Genomic DNA, 24,158 nt, shown 5'->3' on the forward strand with positions numbered 1-24,158 from the left:
GATCAGGGATTTACAAGGTCAATAAAAATGGATTCGAGATCGTTCTTCACGGGACGGATCGCATAGACCTCGACCCCAGCCGAAACCAGCTTTCTATTCATCGCCGCGATCTCCGTTTTGGTCATCGCCGGGAGACGGATCCCGCCATCGGTGTAGAGGGCTTCCATCCCGTCATCCAGCAGCAGACGCATCGCCGCATGGGGGTCGCCGGCCTCGAGCACAATGTGGAGGGTCTGTTGTTGTTTGTGCTTCAGGGCGTCGAGCGTGCCTTGAAAGATGACTTCGCCCTGGTGGATGATGCCCAGGTGTGTTACGAGCTTTTCGATCTCGGCCAACAAATGACTGGAGATCAGTATGGTGATACCCTGCTCCCGGTTCATCGTTTTGAGTAGCTCGCGCATCTCGATGATGCCGTTGGGGTCGAGCCCGTTGGTGGGCTCATCCAGAATGAGCAGCTCCGGAGCAGGCAGCAGCGCCAGGGCAATGCTGAGCCGCTGCTTCATGCCCAACGAGAACTGCGAGGCCTTTTTCCGGCCGGTGTCGCCGAGCCCAACCAAGCCTAACACGTGAGGGATATTGGCCGCAGGGCATTGATAAATTTTTTGAAAAATGGTGAGATTCTCTTTAGCGCTCAGATGTCCGTATAGCGAAGGACTCTCGATCAGCGACCCCACCCGGCGCAGAATGTCGATGCGATTTTTATCGAACGGCTTTCCAAAGACCGAGATCGATCCTTCCTGCCGTTTCAGCAACCCCAGGATCAGGCGCAACGTGGTGGTCTTACCAGCTCCGTTCGGACCTAAAAATCCATAGATCGACCGCTGCTCCACAGCGAGATTGATGTTGCGAAGCACGTCTTGCCCGCTGCTGAAACGATGGCTGAGGTTGTGGGTTTCCAGGGAAAGCATGCTTGAAGTTTGTAGCGAGACGCATGCCGGGGTGGTTTGTTACAAACGCGATGTTTCTTTTTTGATCATCCTTCGTTGCCAGAATTGATTTTGGTCTGAATGAAAAAAGCCTGAAGAAAAACTTCAGGCTTTTATTTTACCTTAAGAGACAAGCCAACACGACAGCGCAAAGCATTTTATCTTGTCAGCTGACTTACAAAACTTTCATGATCCCAATCGATCTTCAAATCCGTGATCTTGCCATCGGGGTCGAAGCGAAAAATAAAAATATGTTCGCTGTCAAAGCCATTGCCCTTTGGAGCGAGTCCGGCGAATTCTTTCTCCTGTTTGCCAAAGATCACCACCTGGCAGGTTACCGCGTCGGCCACTTCGTCGTATTGCTGACTTTTCACGGTGTTGTCCAGGTCAGGGAAGGCGTCCATCAAGGCTGACCAGACGGCCTTGCCGATCTCATGAAGTTTGCCGGCATAGTCGGCGCCCAGGGGAACAAACGAAACGGTGCCGTTGGGCGCACACAAACCGAGCATGCGGTCCACATCCATGTCCTGGTATGCGGAAAAGAATTCGATGCAGGTTCCTTTTTTGGCGAGCACGTCAACGCGCTCCTGTTGGTGAATGGAAGGGTTCATGATGAGAGGGGTTTTTAATGATGATGTTGATGATGGTTTTTGATAATAAATAAGAACATCCTATTTTTTCTTCGGGTAGTTCGGGTGTTGCTTCACTTTTTTGATCTGCCGCAAGTGCCGGTCCATATGCCCGAAGATGGTGATGTAGCGCTGATGAATATTACTGCCGCCACCCCGCATAAAGTATACACGCAAGTCCTCCGTGGCGCTCGTAACAAAACTGATGGACTCGTTTCGCATTTTTAACACCCAGGCCATATTGTTTTTCAGGTCGTTCAGTCCCATGGGTACGGTATAGGTGAACGGTTTGGTATACTCGGTAGAGATGTGCTGTTTCTCTTCCATAATAAAAGCGAAGTAGGTGCTGTCGGCATTCGCCTTGGCTGCCATCTCCAATTGTGGACCCACTGCAAGCATGCGGCTCACATCGTGGGTCATCAGCAATTCCCAGGTGGCAATGTGTTCCACCACCTGGTTGATCGACCAGCGATCGGGCGATTCCTTGAAACTCCATTGTTCTTTCGTGAGGTCTTTCGTTTCGCGGATCAATTCGTCGCGCGAGCGGATTAAATTGTCGAGGAGATATTTCCGGTCGGCTTCCGTCCAGAGTTTGGTTTCCTGACCATGACCGGAGAAGCCAAGGGAGATGAGAAACAACAGGAGGGTAACTGTCTTTTTCATGAGGGGTTTGTTTTTGATGATGCTGTAAAGCTCGCATGCAGCGGTCACCCGCCCTTGTAAAAATGCGAACGGCGCGGGTTATTGTTTTACAAAACGGGTCAGCTCCTGGTGGACCAAATGATAACGGGTCGGGTTCATGCGGTTAAATTCCATAAACTCCTTGACGAGATGAGACTGGTCGTGAAAGCCATACTCTTCGACAATTTCCTGCCAGTCGATCTTTTCATGATGCGCGATCTTGTTCGACAAGTTGCCGAATCGCTTGATCCGGCTATAGAATTTTGGCGACACGCCTACCTTTTCCAGGAATTTCTTCTCCAGGTATCGCCGGCTGATCTTCAGGTGGCTGGCCACGGCCTCAACCGAAACGCATCCTTTGCTCGCGTCGATGTAGTCGATCGCCTCGTCGATGACGGTGAGATTGCTTTTTGCCACCGTGACATACGACAGCGCCAATTCCTCCAACACCCTGATGCGACCCTCGTCGGAAGACTGATTCTTCACGGCCGTCCAAAGGATCTCTTCCGGCAGTCCCGGCAGGAAGGAGAGCGAAACCCGGGCGTTCACCAATTGCGACATGCGCACGCCAAAGAAATTATAGAGCGCCGAAGGACGCAACACCATGCCCGCCAGACCGATCTTGCCATGAAGCCACAACGTGTAGTTGGACGTGAACTGCCCCGACACAAACGCGCGGGGCACTACCACCGGCTCGGCTTTGTGCTGCGATGCCTTGTACAGGTCCGCATAGTTGAACACGATGGAAGAATAGCTATTGGGAGGGCTTTGCACCTGCATGCTTTCGGCCGCTTCACCCTCCCAAATAAAATAGCACTCCACGAAGGGGAGCAGAACTTTGGCGGGATGAAATTTCTGGTAGCGCATGCGGGCACAAGCTTATGAAAGATAAGAAAAAGCCTTGTGCGATGTATACCGGAAAGATCCCGGGGGACGGATTTTTACCGGCTTCAGCCGGCTATTCTATCCTGGACCGGCTTGAGTTTATAAGCCTTGTGAAAAAAGCGATCCGCCTCGTGCTGGTCGGCAGCAAAATTGACCACCTCTTTGATCTTTCCATTTTCGATCCTCCAAAGCAGACACCAGAGCATGTCCACGTTGTTGCCGTCTTCCCGGTTGCTCCACCCGCGGTGGCAATCAACCACATAATTGTCGTTGACGCCCAGCACAATGGGATCGGCCTTGAAATCGGACTTGGCCAGTTGAGAAAAGAACGCCACTACTTCTTCTATCCCGATCTTGGTACCGCTCAGGGGATGATGACCGGGTATGGTCCAGCGAACGTCTTCCGCCACCACGGTACGCATCAAGGCGACGTCGTGACTTCCATAGGCCGTGAAAAAAGTGTTGATGATTGTGAGATTGGGATGCTCAGTTGTCATGGGGTTATGTGTTTTTTTTGTCGCCGCAAATATGAAAGCTTCGCGATAAATTATGGCTTGATAAAAATCAAGAAAGCCCCGTCGTGGGCCCGCATCTGTCATCCCCATGGTCAGAGAGCTAGGTTGCTTCGGCGGGCTTCGCCCGCCGAAGCTTTAGCGAAGGCGGGTCCCGGGACCTCGGGTTGCTCCATTTGTCCTCCAAATAAGTTGATCCACCGGCAGAATCGACCCAAAAATCGGTTGCGTGCTTTTTAGGCCGTACATGCACTTTTCGGGGGGCGTTGACGGACTACATTTGGTTTGTAGAAAATAACCCTCTTTTTTAGCATGTACTTCCTCTTTGTTAGTTTTTTGGCGTTACACACTCCTTTTTTAACGCCCTACCATACCGGAAAACCTGTTTACGAATCCCAGGCATTTCATCCCGACAGCACCGCGACGATCGGTTTTGTGGACGCAAAGGCTGAACCGGCGCGCCTGCAATTTGAAGACTCGCTGGTGTATCTCTATAACGCCATGAAGTTGTCGGACTATGATCTGGCATTCGATGCGTTCCGCTATGGCATGATCGGCTATGGCACGCTGCAACAACAAGGCAGGCTCAGCGACAGAAAACTCCTCACCATCATTGACTTCACAAAGCCGAGCACAGAAAAACGATTCTACACGCTCGACCTGGCCGCGCTGCGGGTGACCTATCACACCTATGTGAGCCACGGAAAAAACTCAGGCGAAAACAAAGCCACTACCTTTTCAAACGTAGTGCACTCGAACCAAAGCAGCATGGGCTTCTTTGCCACGGCCGAAACCTACGTCGGCGGCAAAGGCTTTAGCCTGAAACTGGATGGTCTGGAAAAGGGCTACAATGATAATGCCCGCGAACGCGCGGTGGTGATCCACGAGGCGGAGTATGTGAGCGAAAGCTGGATCAAGAAATACGGCCGGCTTGGCAGAAGTCAGGGCTGCCCGGCGTTGCCCAAGGGACTTTCGAAGGAGATCATTCAGACGATAAAAAATAACACACTCATCTTCGCCTACTACAACGACGCCGCTTACCTTCAAAGTTCGCAGTATCTTAATCCTGCTCCTTTGATCTCAAGTCTCTCCGTCTCAGCTCACAGCAGCGCGGAGTAATCCGGACATAAGGTTGACACTTATTTTTCAGGGGATGAATTTCGTTAAAGCCCGGCGACGTCGCCACTCATCTTAGCTTTCTCTTTTTCTTTCGGGAACAACAACTGCAGTTGGCGTCTGTCATGGCCATAGATGTCTTCGCGGAAGTTGATGGAGTCATTTTCGTCTACCCACACCGTGATGTAGTCAATGTAGACGTCATACCTCTTTTTTAAACGGACTGTGGCCGGGATCGAGTCGTTCATGGCTTTCTTGATGCGCTCCAGGTCCCAGCCGGTTTGGTCGCGCATCAGGTAGGCGGCAAACTTGGCGGGCTCGTCCAGGCGAACGCAGCCATGGCTCAGGGCGCGATAGTCTTTTGTGAACAACCGGTGGTTGGGTGTGTCGTGCAGGTAGACGCTCATGGTGTTGGTCAGCAAGAATTTGACACGTCCCAGGGAGTTGTCTGGGCCGGGTTGTTGCACGATCCGGTATTTGTAAGGATTGGCCGTATCGTCCCAGGTCTCTGTGGTGGGGTCTATGGCCACTTCGTCCTTGTAGAAGGCGTAGTTCTTGTTTACATAATAAGAAGAATCGCTCTTCAACCGTGGAATGATCTCTTCCCGGATGATGCTGGTAGGCACCGTCCAGGTGGGGCTGAACACAATGTGGCCCATGGCGTCGCTGAATATGGGCGTCGGTTTGTCTACGGCGCCAACGATCACCCGCATGTCCATCGCCGGTTTGCGGTTTTCATACACGGTGAGTGTATAGGCCGGAACGTTTACCTGGATATAGTTGTCGCCATACTTTTCGCGCGACCAGCGCAAGCGCTCCATGTTCAGGGCGATGAGGTCAGCTTTTTCTTTAAAGGATTGATTCAGGAATCGCAAGGTGCGCTCGCCAAGGATACCATCGGCTTCCAGGCCATGCTTGCTTTGAAACTCTTTGACCGCCAACACCAGGCCGGCATCATAACGCGTCGAATCGAGGGTGCACAGGCCGCTGTCGTAGGCCACAGGATACACCCGCATATCGGTCAGCGACAATTTCTTGCGCACGGCTGTGATGATGCTATGGTGTTCCTCGGGTTTGATCTTTACGCCTTTCGTGATCTCAACGGGAGCGGGGGTATTCTTTTCCAGGGCCCTGTAATAGGCCAGCGCACGCTGCAGCTTGCCATATTGTTCTTGTGCCGGCTGAAGCGCCTGGATGGCGGCCAGGAGCGCATCGGGGGTCTGTGCTTTGCCGATCAATTCAAGATCGAGGCCGCGATCGATCCGCTGACTGGGCATCCAAATGCTGCGGCCGCTTTTCGTTTCGTTGACCTTACCAACGCTGAGGTGAGTAGTATACTTGAAAAGCATTTCGGTGATGTGGCGATCCAGGGCAGTCCATGCCTGTGGTTTGGAAGCCTTATCGCCATAAAGCAATTTTACGCTCTCCTGTATCCCTGCCAGATCGTAATCGGCCGGGTCCAATCCAAACTTCCCGGCGTCGCGGAGAGCTGCTTCAACGGCCGTATAAAGCGGCGACGGTTGATTGTCCAACAGCCACTGGCTCTGGAAGGAACGTTTGCGGTAAAATTGCAGGGCTTTGGTCTGTTCAGCGGTAAGTGATTTTCCGAAGACAGCAGAATCCAACAAAACAGGCTTCCCGGGGGCCAGTGTCACGACGGCCGTCGTATCCGCCTTCGCGGGAACAGGGACGGAAACCTGGGCGACATGCTGGCTGCAGGAATAGAAAATCACAGACAGCAATGTCAACGTCAATAAACGGTGTGCGTTGAGCCTTTTAAAGCTCCTGATCGATAAGTACATGTAGATTAAGCCCTCCAAGCGCATAGTGCAAAAACGATTCCAGTTAAAACAACCCCGGATTCCAACTAAAGTGTAGAATCATTAACCCACAACGAGAGGGAATTGTGGAATTTTAAAGGCATTATCGAGCGCATAGTGCACTCTCTAACGAAAGTGACAACACAAGGTTGAGGCCAAACTTTAAAAGTGGAAAAATCGGTTCAAACAGGCGTCAAACATTTATACTGCTTGTCTCCGGTTTTAGAAATGTCCAATAAAGGGAACTTTTTTCCAACGCAAATCGGCCGCTTCACTGCCGGCAGAGATGAACGGCGAGTTTTGAGACATGAAAGTCTTTAACCAGCGCCCGCGTTGCGTCGATATTTCTTGAACTTTTGAGGGACAAAAAACTTAACATTGAAATCAGCTTGCGGTTCAGTGCATTTCAAGCTGACGCAGGATGTGAATCATCTATGAAATGACATCGATTAAGAGAATGAACCGTGAGAAAAGGGTTCGAACTTATTTGGTTCCCAATGCAGCCTTCACCACTTCACCATCCTGCGCCGACGTCATCCCGGAAACGCCGATGGCGCCGATGATCTTTCCATCTGCGGAAAAGATCGGCTCGCCACCTTCGACAGGCACCACATTCAGGCCGAGCACTTTCAAGCCCGCGCCACCACCGGCCACCACGTCTTCAAAAGCTTTGGTCGGGCGTTTGAAATTGTTGGCGGTCTTTGCTTTTCCAATAGCCACCTCGATGGATCCTAACTGTGTGTTGTCCATTTTGGTGAGCATCACCAGGTTACCGCCCGTGTCAACGATCGCCACCACCACGGTGTACTGCTTGCTCACCGCAAAAGCCTCGGCCGCGGCAGTGATCTTTTTAGCGGCATCCAGCGTAATGGAAGGCCCGTAGGCGACCGCGGGTTTGGTTTGAGTTTGCGCCGTCACCGAAATCGTGATGGCGAGGAGGGCAAGGATCAGGGTGGTTTTCATACAGCAGTTGGCTTAGGTTAGATAGCGATTTGTCAAAATAAAGATAATACGTCCCAATCAAAGGATTGTCCCTCCGGTTTGCGGGCGGAAAAGGAACAGGTTGGGCGGTTCCAACCGTATTTTCCTTCCTGAATGATCCTTTTGGACGATGTAAAGACTGATTTCCACCACGGGCATGGGGAAACCGAAGGATTTTTTATGATCGCAGGTATTTTTATTTATCCGATCCGGATACCAACAGTTTTTCAAGCTCTTCCTTGTCCTTCATCGTGACCCCCGCCGACCCGGCCACGGGTTCGGCTACCTTGGCGCTGGCGGATGTCGAAGAAGGGGCAGCCACTGTGATGTAACGATACCGGTACCGGTAAATAATTTTACGGCGATAGACCGTATCGGGGGCGGTGGCCAGGTACACGGTGTCACGCACTGTGCGCACGGCGACGGGTGCGGGTGCCGGATCGGGTTTCAGCCACCACATCGTGACGACGATCGCCAGACAAGCGCCGGCCATCACGTAGGCGGGTACGCGGACCTGGAAAAAATTGGTCCACACGGAAGGTCTTCGATGGATCTTTACCTGGTCTTGTAGCGAGGCCAGAATCCATGGATCGGGAGAAAGACCGGTCTTGAGTTTTACCAAAGCCGGACCGATTTTTCTCGCGAGTCTGTATTGCTCTTCCGATCCAAATTCTTGGAGCACCACTTCTTTTTCTTCAGGGGTGAGTTGGTCGAAGCTTTTTTCTTCCAACAGTCGCTCGAGTTTTTGTTCTTTTTCCAAGGGTGTCATGGCATTGCGTTTTCGGGGTGATAGGCGCCCAGGTAGCCGGCTAATTTTTTCTTTAAGTAAAATAATCTCGACTTCACGGTTCCTTCGGGGCATTCCAAAATGGCGGCTATTTCTTCGAGGTTCAACTCGGCCTCATAGCGGAGCGTGAACAGATGTTTGTCGGCTTCCTCCAGTTTTTCGAGCGCGCCATCGAGGGCATCCTTGAACTGTTGGTCCTGAAGCGCAGCATAGCCCAGGTTTTCCACACTTTCGTCGGGAGGTGCCGGGCCATGGGCTTTGCGGAAGGCTTGTTTGCGATATTCGTTCTTGCACATGTTGTGGGCGATGGAATACAGCCAGGTCGAGAATTTTCTTTCGGGTTGAAAGCGCGTGGCGTTTTCGATCACCTTCACGAACAGGTCGTGGAGAAAATCCTGGGCACGGTCGCGGTCTTTCCACAGCATGCGATAGAAGTAGCGCAACAGCCGCGTGCCGTAGCGCTCGTACAGGGCGGTCAGGGCGCGCTCGTCGCCCCGATGTACCTGCAGCATTAATTCTTCGTCGGTCTTTTTACCGGTGCGGTCAAAAAACATGCGCGGTTATTTTGTCAACACTTCCATGAAAACCCGGAAGCCAATATCGTCGCCGGGACCCTGGTAGAGGTTGATGCTTTTGATGGTCGATTCTTCCGGCGGATGATTCCAACTGCCGCCGCAGGCTCTGCCTTCTTCGTTGGTCATCTCGGCCACGTTGCCTACCACATCGTAGAGACCGATGTCGTTGGGGAAATACGATTTCACCGGGCCCATCAGCCAGAAGCCGTCGGCGGTCGTCGCCTTTGTTCCCGGGCAAGGCTTAAGCTGGTCGGGATATCTGAAATTGCCCAGCGAACATCCACGCGAATTCAACGGGCTGTTGCGCATGTTGTAGTACCTGAACCAAGGATACAGGATATCTTTGTCGGCCATGGACACCGTCTTGGTTTCATATTTCTTGGAAATGTCGTGTCCCGGTTCAAATATTTTTACCTCGACCATATTTTCATCCAACACCCATGACTTGGCATTGCGCAGACTTGCGGCCGCCACCTGCCACTCGTTCACGGAAGGCAGCCGGAATTTTACTTTCTGATATTTGCGGCCGGGGGCGTTGTTGTATTGTTCCGTAAGCCAATCACAATACGCCAGCGCGCCCTGGTAAGAAACATTGATCGCCGGGTGGTTTGTAAAGTATTTTTTCTTCTTTGATGGCGTTAACCGCACGATATAACTTTTCATGAACGACAAGGCCGGTTCCTGGTATTGCGAAAGATCGAACTGGGCCTTTTCGTAGATCTCTGTGCGTTTGTTGTCCTGAAGATAACCCAAAAAGTTGTTGTAGTCAGCATTGGTCACCTCCGCGTCTGCGGCATAGACGTTGTCTTTTACAAACTTGAAATCTTCTTCGATTTTTTTCAGGTTGAGGGCATAAGGAACGAACGGTGTGGTCTCATCGGTTTTGCCGGCGAGAAAATTGTTGACCAGCGCTTCCTTTCCGCTTTCGGCTGCCAGTTTCACCACAAGTCCCTCCCAGTATTGAGCGTGCTTGATATCGCCCGTTTTTTGATAGTGCTCGTGCAACAGCAGCATGGGTACGAGGTAGTTGGTTTGCAAAACCTTGCCGGCGGCCGATTCACCTTCTCCATCAAAATTTACGGTGAGATAGTCGAGCAGGAAGCGATTCTCGAGATTCTCCTTGATTATGGCGAGGTTGTCGAGGCGCTCGGTGCTGAGCTGTGAGGCCAGTCCTACAACATAAAGTTGATTTTTGATGGCGGCAATATTTTCCTGTCCCAGGGTGAGGGTGTAGTAGAATTTCACGGTTTTATTTTGGCCGGGCAATGTGGCGCAAAGACGTTTCTTTTGTTCGACCGGGGGCAACGCCCCGATGGTCCCGTCGCTCCACTGCAAGCCCAGGGTGTTGAACTTTCGGTTCCGGTATGCCGGTTCCAGCAACAAGTCGAGGCTGAACACCTTTACATCGGGGCGCACCTGGAGCACGTCCTGGAGAACCATGATGGGCAGCGTGATGTGATCGGCCTCGGTGAAAAGAACGGCATCTTTCTCCACCGACATCAATACATTGTAACTATAATGTAAAAGCGATTGCGAAACCTGTCCACTGCTAAAAAGCTTCTGACTAAACGCTTTCCGGGTTTCTTCACGTCCATAGAATTCATTTTCCAGGAACAGCGCGGCATAGGTGGCGACGTTGTCGGGCCGTAACGCATACGCTTTGTCAAGCAGTTGGAGGGCCTTTGCGCGATCGGTTTCCTGCCAGGCCTGCACACACAACAATTCGAATGATCCGGGCACGGCGGCACGCATGTCGTCGGCAATATGGGAGAGCAGTTCTTCGGGTCGCAGGGCATACCGGCTGGCCATGTAATAGTTCATCCACGACGCAGGGCTACTTTTTTGGTTAGCCATTTCCTGTTCCCACGCGCGGGCCTGCTCTTCATACCAGGCAACGGGTTTGATCACTTTTGTCTTCGCGGCGATGGGCTGCGGCGAGGCCCCCTGAAGGATAGCGGAGAATAGCATCAACGCGAGCACGAGATTCAATTTCAGCATAGAAGGTAAACGTTAGGTTTCAACAATGCTGTACACACGAACCGATGCGAGGTTCAAAGAATCTTTTGCAAAACGTGGATTTTCTGAAAGACGACAAGCGTGCCCAGCCTCATTGTCACCGGCTGATCAACCCTCGCTCCGGCTAAATTTAAAGACGCTCACCAGCACGATGACAAAGAATAAAGTCAGCTGAAGGATATAGAAGCGATTGAGCTGGATGCGCAGGTCTGCGGTTTGTTGAATAAGATCGGTACTGTTATAGGCCACGACCTCCCTGAATTTTGTACCGAGTTTGTTTCCGAAGAGCACGCCGTTCAGGACCACCATGGCCACCAGCGCCATCTTGATCTTGAACCAGGGTTGTTCCCACCAGACGCCTTTCACCAGGAGGAGCATGAGCAGCCCGGTGACAATTATGATAACGCCACCGAGTCTGACAAACTCACCATAGCGCGACATGAGCGGAAGCAATCCCAGGGACCGGTTGTCGCCGTGGTCGGCAAATTTCCAAAAGAGTTTAAAGGTGAAATAATCAATAAACGAGGTGCCGGCCATGATGACGATGCCGGTGATGTGCAGCGTTAGGAGGATGCGGAGAAAGATGTGTGTTCTCATAGGTTGGCTTTTCTGTTTGGGGATGTTCTTTCCGTTTGGTGTTTTTTGTTTTGTATAAACTGCCTTTTGGTTGTATTTATACGGTAAACAAAACCTTTTGGTATCAAAAAGCAACGCATTCCTTCGTTTTTCATAGATTTATTTCCAAAAGGAAGGAATTCGATGAATAAAACGGTTGAGCTTGTCCGGCTTTGGGGGGAGTATGAACAGCGCCATCCGGAGGCGACAATAGAGGAATTTTGCCGGCACCGGGCATCGGCCGCCGTTCCCCGGGAGAAGACGCCCGTGCCGGAAGGGCAGATGCAGCCAGACCTGAATGGGTCGCTGGTCAGGCTGATCGGCAGGATCGCGAAATTCCACAGCGTATATACCAGCAAAGCCTTTCAAGGCACGGCGCTGGATCAGATCGAGGAATTTGGAATGTTGGTCACGATCTTCAATCAGAAAGAACCCATAAAATCGGAAGTGATCTTTGGTAATATATTGGAGCTCTCCAGTGGTACGAACATGCTCATCCGGCTCATGAAGCGGGGACTGATCAGTGAATATGCCGACAAAGAAGACAAACGCGTGAAACGGCTCCGGTTGACGGCGAAGGGTGAAAAAACATTGAAGCATGCCAAGCAACTTCTGCTCAAAGCGGTGGCCATGCTGGTGCAGGATCTAAGCGACGACGACAAGCAGTTGTGTCTGCAATTGCTCCGCCCCATTGATGCGCGGTTCAGCGCCATTGTTCAAAAGCAAAAAACGAAGACGTTTGAGGAGATTTATGCGGAGAACATGCCGTGAACGTTAGCCGTTTAAGCCGGGGGAGCAATCGTTTTTTTTTGTTGAATTGATAAGGCGTGTATGCTGGCCCGTGACATTTTTTCTTTTGACGCCGCTAGCATGTTCGCGGCCGTAACGTATATTTAGCCTAGGCTTTTGATACCCTCATGTCGAGATTTTTAACCTATCTTCTCGTGGCAATGGCGACCGTTCTGGCGTATGGTTGCTGTATGCAAGAAACCTGGATCGCCGACCAGCCTACCCAACAAAAAGCCTTTCACGCGACAAGTCATGCGACGCTCACCAACCAGGTGCCCGACATGATCGAGGAGGTAGACTTCGAAGCGACCATCAAGCTCAACATCAACATTTCACCCGTGGTCATAGCATCGATCACACCCTATTCGCCTACATACATTCCCGCGACCATCGCCTCTGTCGTCCCGCAGCAGTGCCCCGTCTTTATCATTCAGCATAAGCTTCTGATCTGAGTTCTCTTGTAAACACGATCAAACCATGGAGATTCTCCAGGCGATCGCGTGTTCTTTTTTGGCTATGCGCCAACAAATTTCCAGGACTCTTTTTTCAATACCAGCTTTAATGATATATGTATAAACTCATCAATAGCCTTACCGTAAACAACCGGTTGAGAGTGATTTCCATTTTGATCGTCACTTTTTCACTGGCTTGTGTTTTGCTTCTCTGGAATACTTCGCACTCGTACGACCGGGACGTGAAGGAGATCAACTACCTGACCGACCTGGAGTTCCGGGTTTGGCAAATCCGGAACAACTACAACTCTATGCGCGGCGACATCATGCAGGTATTTATTGCCGATCCCATCACACAACAGGAGTATGTGAAAGGCGCATCTGCGCTGATGCAAGAACGCATCGATCAGATCAAAGAATCCGCCGCCGGCATACAGAAGGACCGCCTGGACGAAGCGACGCTGGCGATCTATGGCCACTTCGATGCCGCCCTGCAGTCGTATATCCAGTTCAGCATCGACAATTTGCCCGCGATCCAAGTTGTTCATTTGGATGACTCCGTCGAATTCAATCGCATCCGGAATCTATTGGTCGTCGATCTCAATGATCGCTTCCTGGTGTTGCGGGAGCAGGCCATCAAGCTCATCACGGCACTTCAAAGTCATAAAGATGAGGTGATGTTGGCCATGGATCAGAGCCGAAGAAATAGTTTGTGGTTCACCCTTTTACTTTCCGGATCGCTCCTGACGATTACCCTTCTCATCATTTTGGCCATCAGCAAATCCATCATCGCTCCCATACAGGAGACCGAACAGATCTTGCAACGCCTGTCTTCAGGTGAACTTCCGGAGATAAAGGAGTATGCCGGGAAGGATGAATTTTCGCGGATGCTTCGGTCGCTTAGACTTTTCAATACGCACATTCATTACCTGATGGATTTTGTCAGGAACGTGGCGCAAAACAATTTTGCCGTGCAGGCCCAAATGTTCGAAGGGCAGGGGCCGATCGCGGCATCGCTGGTGAGTATGCGCAACAATTTGCAAGTGGCCTATGCAGCGGAGTCACAACGTACATGGGCGTCGCAGGGGATGGCCGAGTTGGGTGAACTGCTGAGACGTCAGCAGGATTCGGGCGCGTTATACGATAATGTGTTAAGCTTCATCGTGAAATATCTTTCCGCCAACCAGGGCGTCTTGTATATCAGCGACGAGCAAAAGACCTCGCTCGACCTGGTGGCCGCGTATGCCTATGGTCGGAGGAAGCACCTGAAATCATCGGTTACGCCTGGCGAGGGATTGGCGGGGCAGGTCTTTCTCGAGAAAAACATGATGTTGCTGAAAGAAATCCCCGACAGTTATATCAAGATCACCTCCGGCCTGGGTGAAGCACTGCCGCGGGTGCTGGTCATTTCGCCGCTTGTGACAAACGACGAGGTGTATGGCATTTTGGAGATCGCCAGCTTCAAAGACTTTGACCAACATGTGATAGAGTTTATAAAAAAGATCAGCGAAGAGTTGGCGGTCATTGTCAAGACCACGCGGGTGAACGTGCGCACCCAGGAATTGCTCCGGGAGTCGCAGCAACAAGCGGAGGAGATGAAAGCACAAGAGGAGGAAATGCGGCAGAATGTGGAGGAGCTGCAGGCCACGCAAGAGGGAATGGGCCGCATGCTAAAAGAGGTTCAGCAAAAAGAAAAGACGTTCGTGGAGACACTGGATGCGATCCAGGCGCCGGTCATGGTCTTCGACAGGCATTATAAGGTGCTTCAAATAAACAAGAATATGAAACGATCTTATGCAGCCCTTGGCGTGAATGTGGAAGCGGGCACTGATCTTTCGACGTTGCCGGTAAAAAATATACTGATCATGAAACAGCACTATGACCGGGCACTCCAGGGAGAAGTATTTCATCAGGCCCATCTTTCGGCGGGAAGCGATACGATGATCGATCACTATTCTTCCATTCGCAATGGAGAGGGTGTCGTCACATCGGGGGTGGTGATTGCTTATGAAACGGACGCCAGGAAGTATGAGGGGATGATGCGGCTGGTTGTATGAGTTGTGATCAGTTCAGATGTGCGGCATAGCGTTGAGACAGCATAGTCCCCGAGGCAGGAGACTATGCTTTGACGCGTTCGCGCTGGCTTTCGGTGTGTGGAAAATGTTCCCCGGAACAGGTAATGTTTTGGTCATTCCATCGGCAGTGATGTTGCTGGCTTTTAAGGCGAAGGCCATGACGCCGGGGATATTCTGGGTGTTGTTGAGCTTTGGGAGAAATCAGGCGCGTTTCGGAGGTTGTTCATTTTGGGTATGGAAATTGGGACCAGACGCGTAGCAGACCGCGGTTGTATGTTGAATTCAACCGCGTGTCGTCTGTCTATAACGAAAAATGAAATGATAAAGATATTGGCCCTTGTTCTTGTGGTACTGGGTATCGCAGGTCTTATTCTTGGCGTTCTCGGCATCTTTGGCCCTAACGTGGTAGCGCTTAATCCCTGGGCGTTCACCATCCTGGGATTTATCTTTTTTGTTTCCGGCATCGGCCTGCTGAAGAGCAGGAGGGATACGGACGAAATATAGATACCGGTTAGCGTTGTGATCGGCCGGTTGTGTGGTGTATTGTCAGAAGACAGCTAGTCTGAGGCGGGAGACTATGCTTTGACGCGGGTACCTAACACTTAACGTTAAGCCAGCTTCAGGCGGAATCCAAAAACTGGCAGATCTCCTTGTTTGAAATCCAGCTCTTCCGATCGTTTGAAGCCCATGGCCTCGTACATCTTCCAGGCGGTGAGCATGGCCATGGTGGTGTGAATGATGAGTTGACTTAGATTTTTATCGCGCGCTTTGCGGATACATTCGTTCACGAGAAGTTTGCCGATGCCTTGGCTGCGGATGATGGGATCGACGGCGAGCAATCGGAATCCGGCGCTGTGCAGTTCCTGGGTGGCTGTGCCGCCTGAACCATAGTGTTTCATGTCGCCAAAATAAACCACCGCGCCGGCGATGTGGCCTTTTTCTGAAACCGCCACCAGGAGTTCTGTTTCGGGTTTGGTGGTCAGTGTTCCTACCGAAGCCAGCATCTGGTAGTATTGGGGTTGTTCTGACTCCTTGGGGAATCCATCTAATTGAGAGTAGACTTTGACCATTAGTTTTCCGATGGTTTCGAATTCGTTTGGGGTTGCGTTTCTGACGGTATAGGGTGGGGGTTTCATGGTGAATTTTTGTTCAATGTTTAAAGGTAAGGGAAGAATTTTGACAGCATAGTCCCCGAGGCGGGAGACTATGCTTTGACTTTGGCGTGTGGCCGGGGTGGGAGACTGTGCTTTTCGGATAAAGGGTTATATTTGTTTTGGTACAAGAAAAAGCTCGTTATCGTTAAAATATGACCCCTTCTGTAAAGCCTTCCTCGCAAGTATTGGAAAGAATTTATCTCGGCATTGGTTTTCGGCTGATCGCACGGTACCTGGACATGGTGCTGCTGGTTTTCTTCTTGCTCGTTCAGTTGCTTGTGGCTGAGCTCGGGCGGGGAATGTACCTCATCTTTTTGGTGCCTGCCTTCCTGTTCCAGGTTTTCTTTTATGTCTATTGCGTAAAGCGATGGGGAGGCACGCCAGGGAAACTCATTCTGGGTCTCAAAGTCGTCAAGGACAATGGTGAAAATGTAGGTTGGAAGGAGGCCACGATTCGTGAGAGCGTGACCCTTGCGTTTTCGTTGGCGACCCTTTGTGTTACGGCAGTCGCTCTCCGCGATATTCCGGAGGATAGCTACGGCTTGGCCGGTTTCCTCGAAAAAAATGCTATTCTCATCGAGGTTTTCCCCCTGGCAAATGCATTGATCCAGATGTTAACCTTGCTTTGGAGTAACTGCGAAAGCCTTGTTTTGATCTGCAACCGGAGAAGAAAGGCCATTCACGATTACATGGCCGGAACGCTGGTGATCCGAAGAAAGGATCAGGCCATTCTGCGAAATGGGCTAGCCGGCGCAACACTAGATATAGTGATTTGACTTGTCGAAAAATCAAAAGCCTGATCTGGCTATCACCGCTGTCGTCTCAACGCGTTTCCCTGTTTGAACGGTCAGCCCTTCAAACGATGGGTGAATCTCAACTCAAATATTTTCTGAAAATATTCATCACCTCCGCCGGCGTCACATTCATAGAACCTTTCGCCATAATGTGATCGATAATTTCACCTACGGCGTTTGGGTGAAGGCCCATCTTTATGCCCAGCGTAAAACAATAATGCCGCTCGCGCTCGTCGACCGTGTTGTCGATCATGATGATGATGGCGAGCCGGTGAAACAGGGCGTAAATTTTATATTCCCTGTCGGGTAGTTCCAGCGTGGGTTCATTTTTGGGATCAAAATTTATCAACTCCTCCAGGTTTACGCCAAGCCGTTCGGCCACGTTCTTTATATAGATCCCTTCAACTTTCGACAACACACCGTCGGCAGCGGCAAGATGATAGAGGGCTTTGAGGTGGGAGATTTTTTGTTGGTGATTGTCCACGGTTGGGTTGATTTTTTTATGATGGTAGAGAGAGGGAGTTTTTGAGATAGCATAGTCCCCGAGGCGGGAGACTATGCTATGGCGATCGCCTCGCTCACTTCATGCCTTCTGCTAATTTGAGGGCTTCGTAGGCGTTGACTATGCCGCCGCTTTTGGAGAGGGTGCTGAACTTCACTTTTTTTGGCTTTTCGCCGGATTTGGTGGGCAGCAAAACTTTGTGATTGACTTTGAACGATGATTCCAGTAAAAGTTGGATCAGTTGTTTGCTGGTCAGGTCGGGGTAATAGGACAAGACCAGGGCGGCAACTCCCGTCACTACGGGCGCCGAGAGGCTGGTGCCGTCGTTCATGCTGTAGTAGCTGCTGGTGTCGGTGGAGATGATGTTTGCGCCGGGTGCAAAGAGGTCGACATGTTTTTTTCCGTAGTTGGAAAAGCTGGCTGCTGCCGCCTCGCCGTCGGTGGATGTTGAGGCGCCGATGTTTATCCAGTTGGTAGCTTCCACGTTGTTCAGATAGCGATCGCTGGGATAGCTTTCGACGTTGTCGATGTTGTTGCCATCATTTCCTGCGGCGTGAATTAGCAGGACGTCTTTTTCTTCGGCCAGTTTTACGGCGTCGTCAATAAATTTCTTTTGAGGGGAGATCGGTTTTCCGAAACTCATGTTGATGATATCGGCGCCGTTGTTCACGGCATACCGAATGGCTAAAGCAACGTCCTTGTCGCGTTCGTCGCCTTCTGGTGTTGAACGGAGGCACATGATCCTGACTTCGGTGGCAATGCCGTCGATGCCCAGGTTGTTGTCGCGAACCGCGGCGATGAGGCCGGCGACAGACGTGCCGTGGTCTGCACGAGGGCCCTTCACGTCGGGGTTACCATAGGCTACATCGTTGATGTCGGTGGGATCGTCGCCTACCAGTGTACGTGCGTCCAGGTTTGGATTCAGGTATTTCTCAAGCACATTTTTGTTGTAATTTTTGTAGGCTTCGAGATCCTTTTCGCTAAAACCTTGCTCGTAACGCGGCAACAGGAAGCGTTTGGCCCTCATCACCGCCTCGCCATTTTCGGGCGTTACTTCATCCAGGTCTTTTAGCGAGTTGACCTCAATACCCGTTTTGTTCTTTATGGTGATCTTGGCCTGGTAGTAAAGCGTTTCAAACCTGGCGATACTCTGTTGTTCCTGCGTGTGTTTGGCTACGGCCTCGTCCTGTAATTTTTTTGCCTGATCATAAAAGGGACCCTTTCCCATTTTATAAAGGCGCGTGAATTCGTAGTTCTCGTAATGTAAATTCTCCCCGTTTTTATTGCCCAGGAAATTCCAGCCGTGAATGTCGTCGACGTAACCGTTGTGGTCGTCGTCGATGTTGTTGCCCGGGATCTCGTCTTCGTTTACCCAGATCTTACCTTGCAGGTCTTCGTGGTCAATATCCACCCCACCATCGATCACAGCAACCACCACCACTTTTTTTGGTGTCTTTTTTTCGAGCAGTTCGCGATAGGCTTTGTTGACGCTGGCGCCGAGTTCCTTGTCCGTTGCCAGGTCATGATTTTGCCAATTCAGATATTTTGCGTCGAGCTTGTCGACGGATCTTTCTTGCGAAAAACCGGAATAGACACAGCAAATAAGACTGGAAAGCAGGAGGGGCCTTTTTAGAGTGGAAAACAACATACGACTATGCGGTAAAACGTACCTGGCAATGATATAAACTTCAGTCCAGACTCGCAAGTTTTGATGGCTTATGGATTTTTGCTGATAAAGGCATCAGGAAGGTGTAGCATTGGCATTTTCCCGATGATGATCTATCATTTCTCTGACCTTCAGATAGAGTGTTTTGCGGTAGGGAAATTTAACGTGCTCTGCAGGACTGAAGGATCGCAGGTCGAATACCTCACTTTTAGTTATATAGATTTTGTGGCTGGCCAAGTCGTTGTCGCTACTTTCGTCGAGGATTTTTTGCTGGGTTATCTGTGCACGGGTATATCGGCCCGCAGAAAAAACGCCAAATTTATTTACATCCTTTATGTAGATTCTTTTTTTGCGAAATAAGGTCGCGGTTTCAATATAGTCAGCACCAAATCTAACCTTAGTGGCCTGAAAGTTCCATAGAATAATACAAGGGAATAGCACAAGAACCAGAAATATCAGCGTTACCCAGCCGTTCATGACCTGTAAGATTATCCAGACGGACATCGCCGACTCCATAAGCAGGAGTGTCAGGGCATAAATCAATATCCATCCTTTCAAGGAAGGGGTTCTGAATTCACTATAGGGAGGCGTTGTCATCCGTCAGGCGCAGGCCGAAATGGAGTGCACCTAAATGTAAAATAAATTTTGCGTCGAGAAAAGGGTTGACGTCGTCGGCCGATTCTTTATAAATTAACCTTCACCGAAAGATTAAACACCCGCCCATCCAACGGTCCCCACACGGGTTTGAATGTCGGCAAGGTTGTCGAGCCTTCCACCAGCTTTTCGAATTTTGCCTGGCGGGCGTCGAACATGTTTTCGACATTTAGAATGATGCTGCCGAAGGGGAGCTTGCGTTCGATCATGGCGGCCCAGAACCAGTAGTTGGGAACGCGCGTGCTGGGGTAGATAGTTTGGCTGTTGTAGTAATATTGGCTGGTGTAGACGTATTGATTGGCCATGTAGCTGCCTTCGATGCCGGTGCGCCATTTGCCGGCTACGGCGTAGGCCAGTGTGGTTGAGAATTTGTCTTTGGGGTTGAAGGGCATTGGGTTGGTGCCGCTGTTGTAGTCTTGCAGGGCTTCGGTGTGGTTGTAGCCCAGATAGAGTTCCCAATTTTTGTAAGTCGCCTGCACATAGCTGTCGGTGCCCAAGGTGGTGACCGTATAATTTTGGTTCTCCATGAAACTGGTGCGGTTCAGGGTGTCGGTGATCACGCGCAAGGGGTTGGTGATCCGCCCATAGTAGAAGGCTTGGTTCAAGCTCACCTCCACTTCATCAAACCAGGTAGTATTGTAGTTGATGTCGGCGTTGATGCCCACAGAGTGTTCGGACTTCACGTTGGCGCCGTTGTTGATCAGGGTTGGGTTGGGGTCGACCAAAGACAATACGTTTGGTGCTTTGTAGCCTGCACCCGATGCCAGGCGGAGCGACAATTTTTCGGAGGGTTTGTAAAACAGGGCTATGCGCGGCAGCGGAAAGTAGCCGTTGATGTTGTGGTGGTCGAGGCGCAGGCCGGTTTCGATGGTGAATTTTTCGGTCACTTGCCAGTCGTCCTGAACGAACGCGCCCAAGGTCACGTAGTCGTAATTGGTAAAGGGCACGCTGTCGGACGCGGTTTTACGAAACGATTCGGTGATGAGGTTCACGCCGGTCACCAGCGTGTGTTTGCCCAGTTGGCGGCGGTCGCTGGCTTCGGAGTAGGATGAGTATTGTGTGCCTTTGAAGCTGAAGCCGGGGACGAACCTGACGGGCACGGTGAGTTCACGTTGAAAGGCGCTGATGGCGGTTTTGAAGGAGAACACGTGTTTCTCCGAAAAGGTGTGGTTGTATTGTGCATCCAGTCCGTTGCGAAATGTTTTTTCGGTGCGCAGGTACGGGTGTTGGGCGTTGGTGCCTTCTTTCACCGCGATCATGTCGCCTGTCTTCCGGTTGTCGATGGTGGAGGTGATGCCGATGTTGAGTTTGGTCTTGTCGCTGAGGTCGAAAAAGAACCGGGGGTGGACGGTATAGTTTTGGTGTTCGGGCACTTCGCTATAGCCATCGTGGTTCACGTCGACGGCCGACTTGGCGTTGACGCCCGCGAAGAGCGTGTATCCGGTCTTGGCGTTGATCTTGCCGCTGAAAAAGGTGTTCAGGTTTTTCTCCTTTAAGGTTGAATAATTGAAGAGCAGGGTGCGTTGTGGTTTTGCCGTGGGTTCTTTGGAAAGGATGTTGATCATGCCCGCAATGGCACCGCCGCCATAGAGCGTCGACACCGAGCCTTTGATGATCTCCACCTGTTTCAGATCCAGGGGTGGGATGGACAATACACCCAGGCTCCCCGAAAAGCCGCCGTACAACGGCAGCCCGTCGCGCGCTACCAGCGTATACTGCGGATCCAAACCCTGCATGCGGATGGCGTCGTTGCCATTGATGGGGTTGGTGCGTTGAATGGTGATCACGGCCAGATCGCCCAGGATGCTGGCCACGTTACCCGGCACCAGTGTGCTTTCTTCATCCATTTCCTCCAAGCCCAGCACTTCCACTTTCAGTGGCAGGTCTTCGATGTGCTGGTTGGTGCGGGTAGAGGAGACGATGATCTCTTCCAACTCCTCTTCCAACGCCGAAAGCCCGATGGTCAGGTTTTGCGTGGCCGGCACGTTCACCGTCACCACCGTGTCGCGATAACCCACAAACGATGCCTTCAGCACCAGGCTGCCATTGGGCAAGTCCTTGAGGATAACATTCCCCGTCTTGTCGGCCGCGCCGCCGCGATCAGAGCCTTCCACCTGCACGCTGGCACCGGGAAGCGCCTCGTCCGTGGCGCCATCGTGCACGGTCACCGTAAGCGTATGCTGTGCATAACCATAAACCGAAAAGAGAACCAACAGAAAAGAGAATGTTAATTTCATATGAAGCAAACCTTGAATTATCCCCGAAAACTAAAAGCCAATTCTGTAGACTTTCCGTATTTCCAACCACCCCCAAAAGAATCTTTGAAAACCGGAAAACAACAGGGACGAATGGCAACAAACATCCGCCCCTCAAAAGGGGAATAGATCACATAAATTGCCCAAACAAAAACCAACTGCGAAATGATTTTCTAAATTTGACCCAGCCCGACCAAACACTACTGGCTCCCGGCACTGAATACTGAATACTAACTACTGAATACTGGCTACTAACTACTGGCTCCTGACCTATGAAAATTCTCATCATCGAAGATGAAAAGGACCTCCAAAACAGCATGCTTCAATTTCTGCGGCAGGAGAGTTACATCTGCGAAGTGGCCAGTTCGGAGGAGGAAGCCGATGAGAAGATCATGCTTTACGACTATGACTGTATTCTTCTGGACATCAATCTTCCGGATGGCAGCGGGTTAAATATTTTGAAGAAGCTCAAGGAAGTGAACAAACCGGAAGGCATCATCATCATCACCGCCCGCGATTCGCTCGACGACCGTGTGGAAGGCCTGAACCTGGGGGCCGACGATTATCTGACCAAACCTTTTCATTTGTCGGAATTGAATGCGCGGGTTTCGGCTGTGATCCGGCGGAAACAATTCGGGGGGAGCAACAAGATCAAATTTCACGAGATCGCCGTCGATCTCCCCGGAAAATTGGTGACGGTGAACGATCGTGTGGTAGAGCTGACGCGAAAGGAATATGACCTGTTGATCTTTCTGTTGGCCAACAAGAACCGGGTGGTGTCCAAGAATGCTATCGCCGAGCACTTGTCGGGCGATCATGCGGAAATGTTGGACAAGTTCGACTTTTTGTACTCGCACATGAAGAACCTGAAACGGAAACTGGCGGAGGCTGGGAGTGAAGATTATATAAAGACTATTTACGGCTTGGGTTACAAGTTTTCCACATGAGACTACTGCAGGTTAGTTTACGAAGTTCATTGTTGTATTCGCTCGTCATCGTGCTCATCAGCATCCCGGTGTCGCTGCTCTCCCTTCATAAGATCTTGAACGACGAGGTGGATGAATTGCTGGCCGCCCACACCGCGGAATTTCTGAAACATATCAAAACTTTCGACTACCTGGAGGATCTCGAAACCGATCTCGAAGTATTCGACCAGTTGGCCTACGACATCGACATCCGGCCTTCGGATGACCAGGACACAGGGGCTAGCCGCTACGAAACCATTTCGTCGTATGACAGCGTGGCGCATGAACGGCGTCCTTTTCGCGAACTTTCGTCGCAGGTGATCATAAAAGGAAAACCGTATGTGCTCACCTTGCGCATGTCATTGGTGGACAACGATGAACTTATCTATGCCATTGGGCTGGTCCAGTTTGCGTTGATCGTGTTGCTGGCCGGGGGACTGTTGCTGTTGAATCGTTCGCTTTCAAAGAAACTGTGGGAACCGTTTTATAAAACGTTGAGTCAGTTGAAAGCCTACCAGGTGGACAAAAGCGGAACGATAGCCGTCGTGAAAACCAATATTATCGAGTTCAATGATCTGAATCAGACCGTGAGTCATCTGGCCGACCGCAACCGGAAAGTGTTCCTGCATCAAAAAGAGTTTATTGAAAACGCTTCCCATGAATTGCAAACTCCGCTGGCCATCTTCCAGGCAAAACTGGATCTGCTCATGCAGAAGCCGGGCATGTCCGAAGCCGAAGCCGCGCTCATCACCGACCTGGAGGCCACGGCGCAACGCATGGCGCGCCTCAATAAAAATCTGTTGCTGCTCAGTAAGATCGACAACGAACAATTCACGGGCAAAGAAGAGGTGGAGGTCTCGAAGCTTGCCGACGATCTCCTCTCCAACATCACATTCACGGCCGACGCCGAAAATGTTTCCATCACCCGCACGCTCGAACCGCTGCGCATCAACGCCAACAAAGCCCTGATCGAGATCCTATTGACCAACCTATTCCACAACGCTGTCCGCCATACGCCGGAGGGGAACGTACAGGTGCAGCTTCATGACCACACCCTCACGGTGACCAACCACGGCAAACCGTTGACAATGGACCCCGGAAAAATGTTCGACCGTTTCACGAAGGAAAGCCCGAAGTCCTCCAGCACCGGGCTTGGGTTGGCTATTGTGAAGCGCATCTGCGATACGTATGGCTATGGGTTGTCGTACCGGTATGAAAATGGATGTCATGTTTTTTCCGTGGGTTTTAACGGCGTCGCATAGCGGTGATGCTATTGCAAGAATGTGTCAACGGCATGAGGTCGCTTTTT

24 protein-coding genes are annotated in these 24,158 nt (G+C 51.1%); 8 read left to right on the plus strand and 16 right to left on the minus strand.

The features are described 5' to 3' along the window. Nucleotides 1–2 precede the first annotated feature (2 nt). The 5 genes from BUB30_RS24240 to BUB30_RS24260 all read right to left on the minus strand — a co-directional run bounded on the left by BUB30_RS24240 (nt 3) and on the right by BUB30_RS24260 (nt 3,618). A complete protein-coding gene (locus BUB30_RS24240; protein ID WP_073139259.1) occupies nt 3–908 on the minus strand; it encodes an ABC transporter ATP-binding protein in 906 nt (301 codons plus the stop codon). A gap of 176 nt (nt 909–1,084) precedes the next feature. Further along, nucleotides 1,085–1,537 carry a nuclear transport factor 2 family protein gene (locus tag BUB30_RS24245; RefSeq protein WP_073139262.1) on the minus strand — a complete coding sequence of 151 codons (453 nt, stop codon included), beginning with the start codon at nt 1,535–1,537 and terminating at the stop codon, nt 1,085–1,087. 60 nt (nt 1,538–1,597) lie between these two features. Further along, the gene (locus BUB30_RS24250; protein ID WP_073139699.1) at nt 1,598–2,218 is read right to left on the minus strand and encodes a DinB family protein; all 621 of its coding nucleotides are present in this window, start codon (nt 2,216–2,218) and stop codon (nt 1,598–1,600) included. A 78-nt stretch (nt 2,219–2,296) separates the two neighbouring features. Next, nucleotides 2,297–3,103 (minus strand): helix-turn-helix domain-containing protein, encoded by an 807-nt coding sequence (locus BUB30_RS24255; RefSeq protein WP_073139265.1) that lies wholly within the window; start codon nt 3,101–3,103, stop codon nt 2,297–2,299. Nucleotides 3,104–3,186: 83 nt separating this feature from the next. Next, entirely contained in the window at nt 3,187–3,618 is a 432-nt protein-coding gene (locus BUB30_RS24260) for a nuclear transport factor 2 family protein (protein ID WP_073139268.1), read from the minus strand. Between the two features lie 327 nt (nt 3,619–3,945). On the opposite strand from BUB30_RS24260, the gene BUB30_RS24265 reads away from it, so the two are divergent. After that, nucleotides 3,946–4,752, plus strand: coding sequence for a murein L,D-transpeptidase catalytic domain family protein (locus tag BUB30_RS24265; RefSeq protein ID WP_073139271.1), 807 nt, complete (start codon nt 3,946–3,948; stop codon nt 4,750–4,752). A gap of 44 nt (nt 4,753–4,796) precedes the next feature. On the opposite strand, the gene BUB30_RS24270 is transcribed toward BUB30_RS24265, so the two are convergent. The 6 genes from BUB30_RS24270 to BUB30_RS24295 form a co-directional block, all read right to left on the minus strand. Next, nucleotides 4,797–6,551: a L,D-transpeptidase family protein gene (locus tag BUB30_RS24270; RefSeq protein ID WP_178377183.1), complete on the minus strand. Its 1,755-nt coding sequence runs from the start codon at nt 6,549–6,551 to the stop codon at nt 4,797–4,799. A gap of 501 nt (nt 6,552–7,052) precedes the next feature. Then, a complete protein-coding gene (locus tag BUB30_RS24275) occupies nt 7,053–7,532 on the minus strand; it encodes a GlcG/HbpS family heme-binding protein (RefSeq protein WP_073139276.1) in 480 nt (159 codons plus the stop codon). 214 nt (nt 7,533–7,746) lie between these two features. Continuing rightward, nucleotides 7,747–8,319 (minus strand): hypothetical protein, encoded by a 573-nt coding sequence (locus tag BUB30_RS24280; RefSeq protein ID WP_073139279.1) that lies wholly within the window; start codon nt 8,317–8,319, stop codon nt 7,747–7,749. Further along, nucleotides 8,316–8,891, minus strand: coding sequence for an RNA polymerase sigma factor (locus BUB30_RS24285; protein WP_073139282.1), 576 nt, complete (start codon nt 8,889–8,891; stop codon nt 8,316–8,318). Before BUB30_RS24285 ends, BUB30_RS24280 begins: the two co-directional genes overlap by 4 nt. A gap of 6 nt (nt 8,892–8,897) precedes the next feature. Further along, entirely contained in the window at nt 8,898–10,910 is a 2,013-nt protein-coding gene (locus BUB30_RS24290; protein ID WP_073139285.1) for a formylglycine-generating enzyme family protein, read from the minus strand. A gap of 126 nt (nt 10,911–11,036) precedes the next feature. Then, entirely contained in the window at nt 11,037–11,525 is a 489-nt protein-coding gene (locus BUB30_RS24295; protein WP_143165061.1) for a DUF2214 family protein, read from the minus strand. A 162-nt stretch (nt 11,526–11,687) separates the two neighbouring features. Here BUB30_RS24295 and BUB30_RS24300 point away from each other — a divergent pair, with 162 nt between their 5' ends. From BUB30_RS24300 to BUB30_RS24315, 4 genes are all read left to right on the plus strand, one after another. Further along, nucleotides 11,688–12,314 (plus strand): MarR family winged helix-turn-helix transcriptional regulator, encoded by a 627-nt coding sequence (locus tag BUB30_RS24300; protein ID WP_073139291.1) that lies wholly within the window; start codon nt 11,688–11,690, stop codon nt 12,312–12,314. Between the two features lie 146 nt (nt 12,315–12,460). After that, complete coding sequence (locus BUB30_RS24305; protein ID WP_143165062.1) at nt 12,461–12,784, plus strand: type 2 periplasmic-binding domain-containing protein; 324 nt, start codon at nt 12,461–12,463, stop codon at nt 12,782–12,784. A gap of 116 nt (nt 12,785–12,900) precedes the next feature. Further along, nucleotides 12,901–14,841, plus strand: a complete 1,941-nt coding sequence (locus BUB30_RS24310; RefSeq protein WP_073139298.1) for a GAF domain-containing protein — start codon at nt 12,901–12,903, stop codon at nt 14,839–14,841. A gap of 336 nt (nt 14,842–15,177) precedes the next feature. Beyond that, nucleotides 15,178–15,363 carry a hypothetical protein gene (locus tag BUB30_RS24315; RefSeq protein ID WP_073139702.1) on the plus strand — a complete coding sequence of 62 codons (186 nt, stop codon included), beginning with the start codon at nt 15,178–15,180 and terminating at the stop codon, nt 15,361–15,363. A gap of 104 nt (nt 15,364–15,467) precedes the next feature. Here the strand turns inward: BUB30_RS24315 and BUB30_RS24320 are convergent, their stop codons facing one another. Further along, nucleotides 15,468–15,995, minus strand: coding sequence for a GNAT family N-acetyltransferase (locus BUB30_RS24320; protein ID WP_073139301.1), 528 nt, complete (start codon nt 15,993–15,995; stop codon nt 15,468–15,470). A 170-nt stretch (nt 15,996–16,165) separates the two neighbouring features. On the opposite strand from BUB30_RS24320, the gene BUB30_RS24325 reads away from it, so the two are divergent. Continuing rightward, nucleotides 16,166–16,789, plus strand: coding sequence for an RDD family protein (locus BUB30_RS24325; protein WP_073139304.1), 624 nt, complete (start codon nt 16,166–16,168; stop codon nt 16,787–16,789). 97 nt (nt 16,790–16,886) lie between these two features. Here BUB30_RS24325 and BUB30_RS24330 read toward each other — a convergent pair whose 3' ends face one another. The 4 genes from BUB30_RS24330 to BUB30_RS24345 all read right to left on the minus strand — a co-directional run bounded on the left by BUB30_RS24330 (nt 16,887) and on the right by BUB30_RS24345 (nt 21,866). Beyond that, nucleotides 16,887–17,366 carry a TerB family tellurite resistance protein gene (locus BUB30_RS24330; protein WP_084138344.1) on the minus strand — a complete coding sequence of 160 codons (480 nt, stop codon included), beginning with the start codon at nt 17,364–17,366 and terminating at the stop codon, nt 16,887–16,889. Nucleotides 17,367–17,385: 19 nt separating this feature from the next. After that, the gene (locus BUB30_RS24335) at nt 17,386–18,957 is read right to left on the minus strand and encodes a S8 family peptidase (protein WP_084138345.1); all 1,572 of its coding nucleotides are present in this window, start codon (nt 18,955–18,957) and stop codon (nt 17,386–17,388) included. Nucleotides 18,958–19,050: 93 nt separating this feature from the next. Then, nucleotides 19,051–19,452, minus strand: coding sequence for a hypothetical protein (locus BUB30_RS24340; RefSeq protein ID WP_143165063.1), 402 nt, complete (start codon nt 19,450–19,452; stop codon nt 19,051–19,053). Between the two features lie 206 nt (nt 19,453–19,658). Continuing rightward, the gene (locus BUB30_RS24345) at nt 19,659–21,866 is read right to left on the minus strand and encodes a TonB-dependent receptor (RefSeq protein ID WP_073139312.1); all 2,208 of its coding nucleotides are present in this window, start codon (nt 21,864–21,866) and stop codon (nt 19,659–19,661) included. 290 nt (nt 21,867–22,156) lie between these two features. Here BUB30_RS24345 and BUB30_RS24350 point away from each other — a divergent pair, with 290 nt between their 5' ends. Next, entirely contained in the window at nt 22,157–22,831 is a 675-nt protein-coding gene (locus BUB30_RS24350; RefSeq protein WP_073139315.1) for a response regulator transcription factor, read from the plus strand. Continuing rightward, nucleotides 22,828–24,111 (plus strand): sensor histidine kinase, encoded by a 1,284-nt coding sequence (locus tag BUB30_RS24355; protein ID WP_084138346.1) that lies wholly within the window; start codon nt 22,828–22,830, stop codon nt 24,109–24,111. Before BUB30_RS24350 ends, BUB30_RS24355 begins: the two co-directional genes overlap by 4 nt. Nucleotides 24,112–24,158: the final 47 nt, after the last annotated feature.

The sequence above is a fragment of the Chryseolinea serpens genome (assembly GCF_900129725.1).
Lineage (GTDB): Bacteria > Bacteroidota > Bacteroidia > Cytophagales > Cyclobacteriaceae > Chryseolinea > Chryseolinea serpens.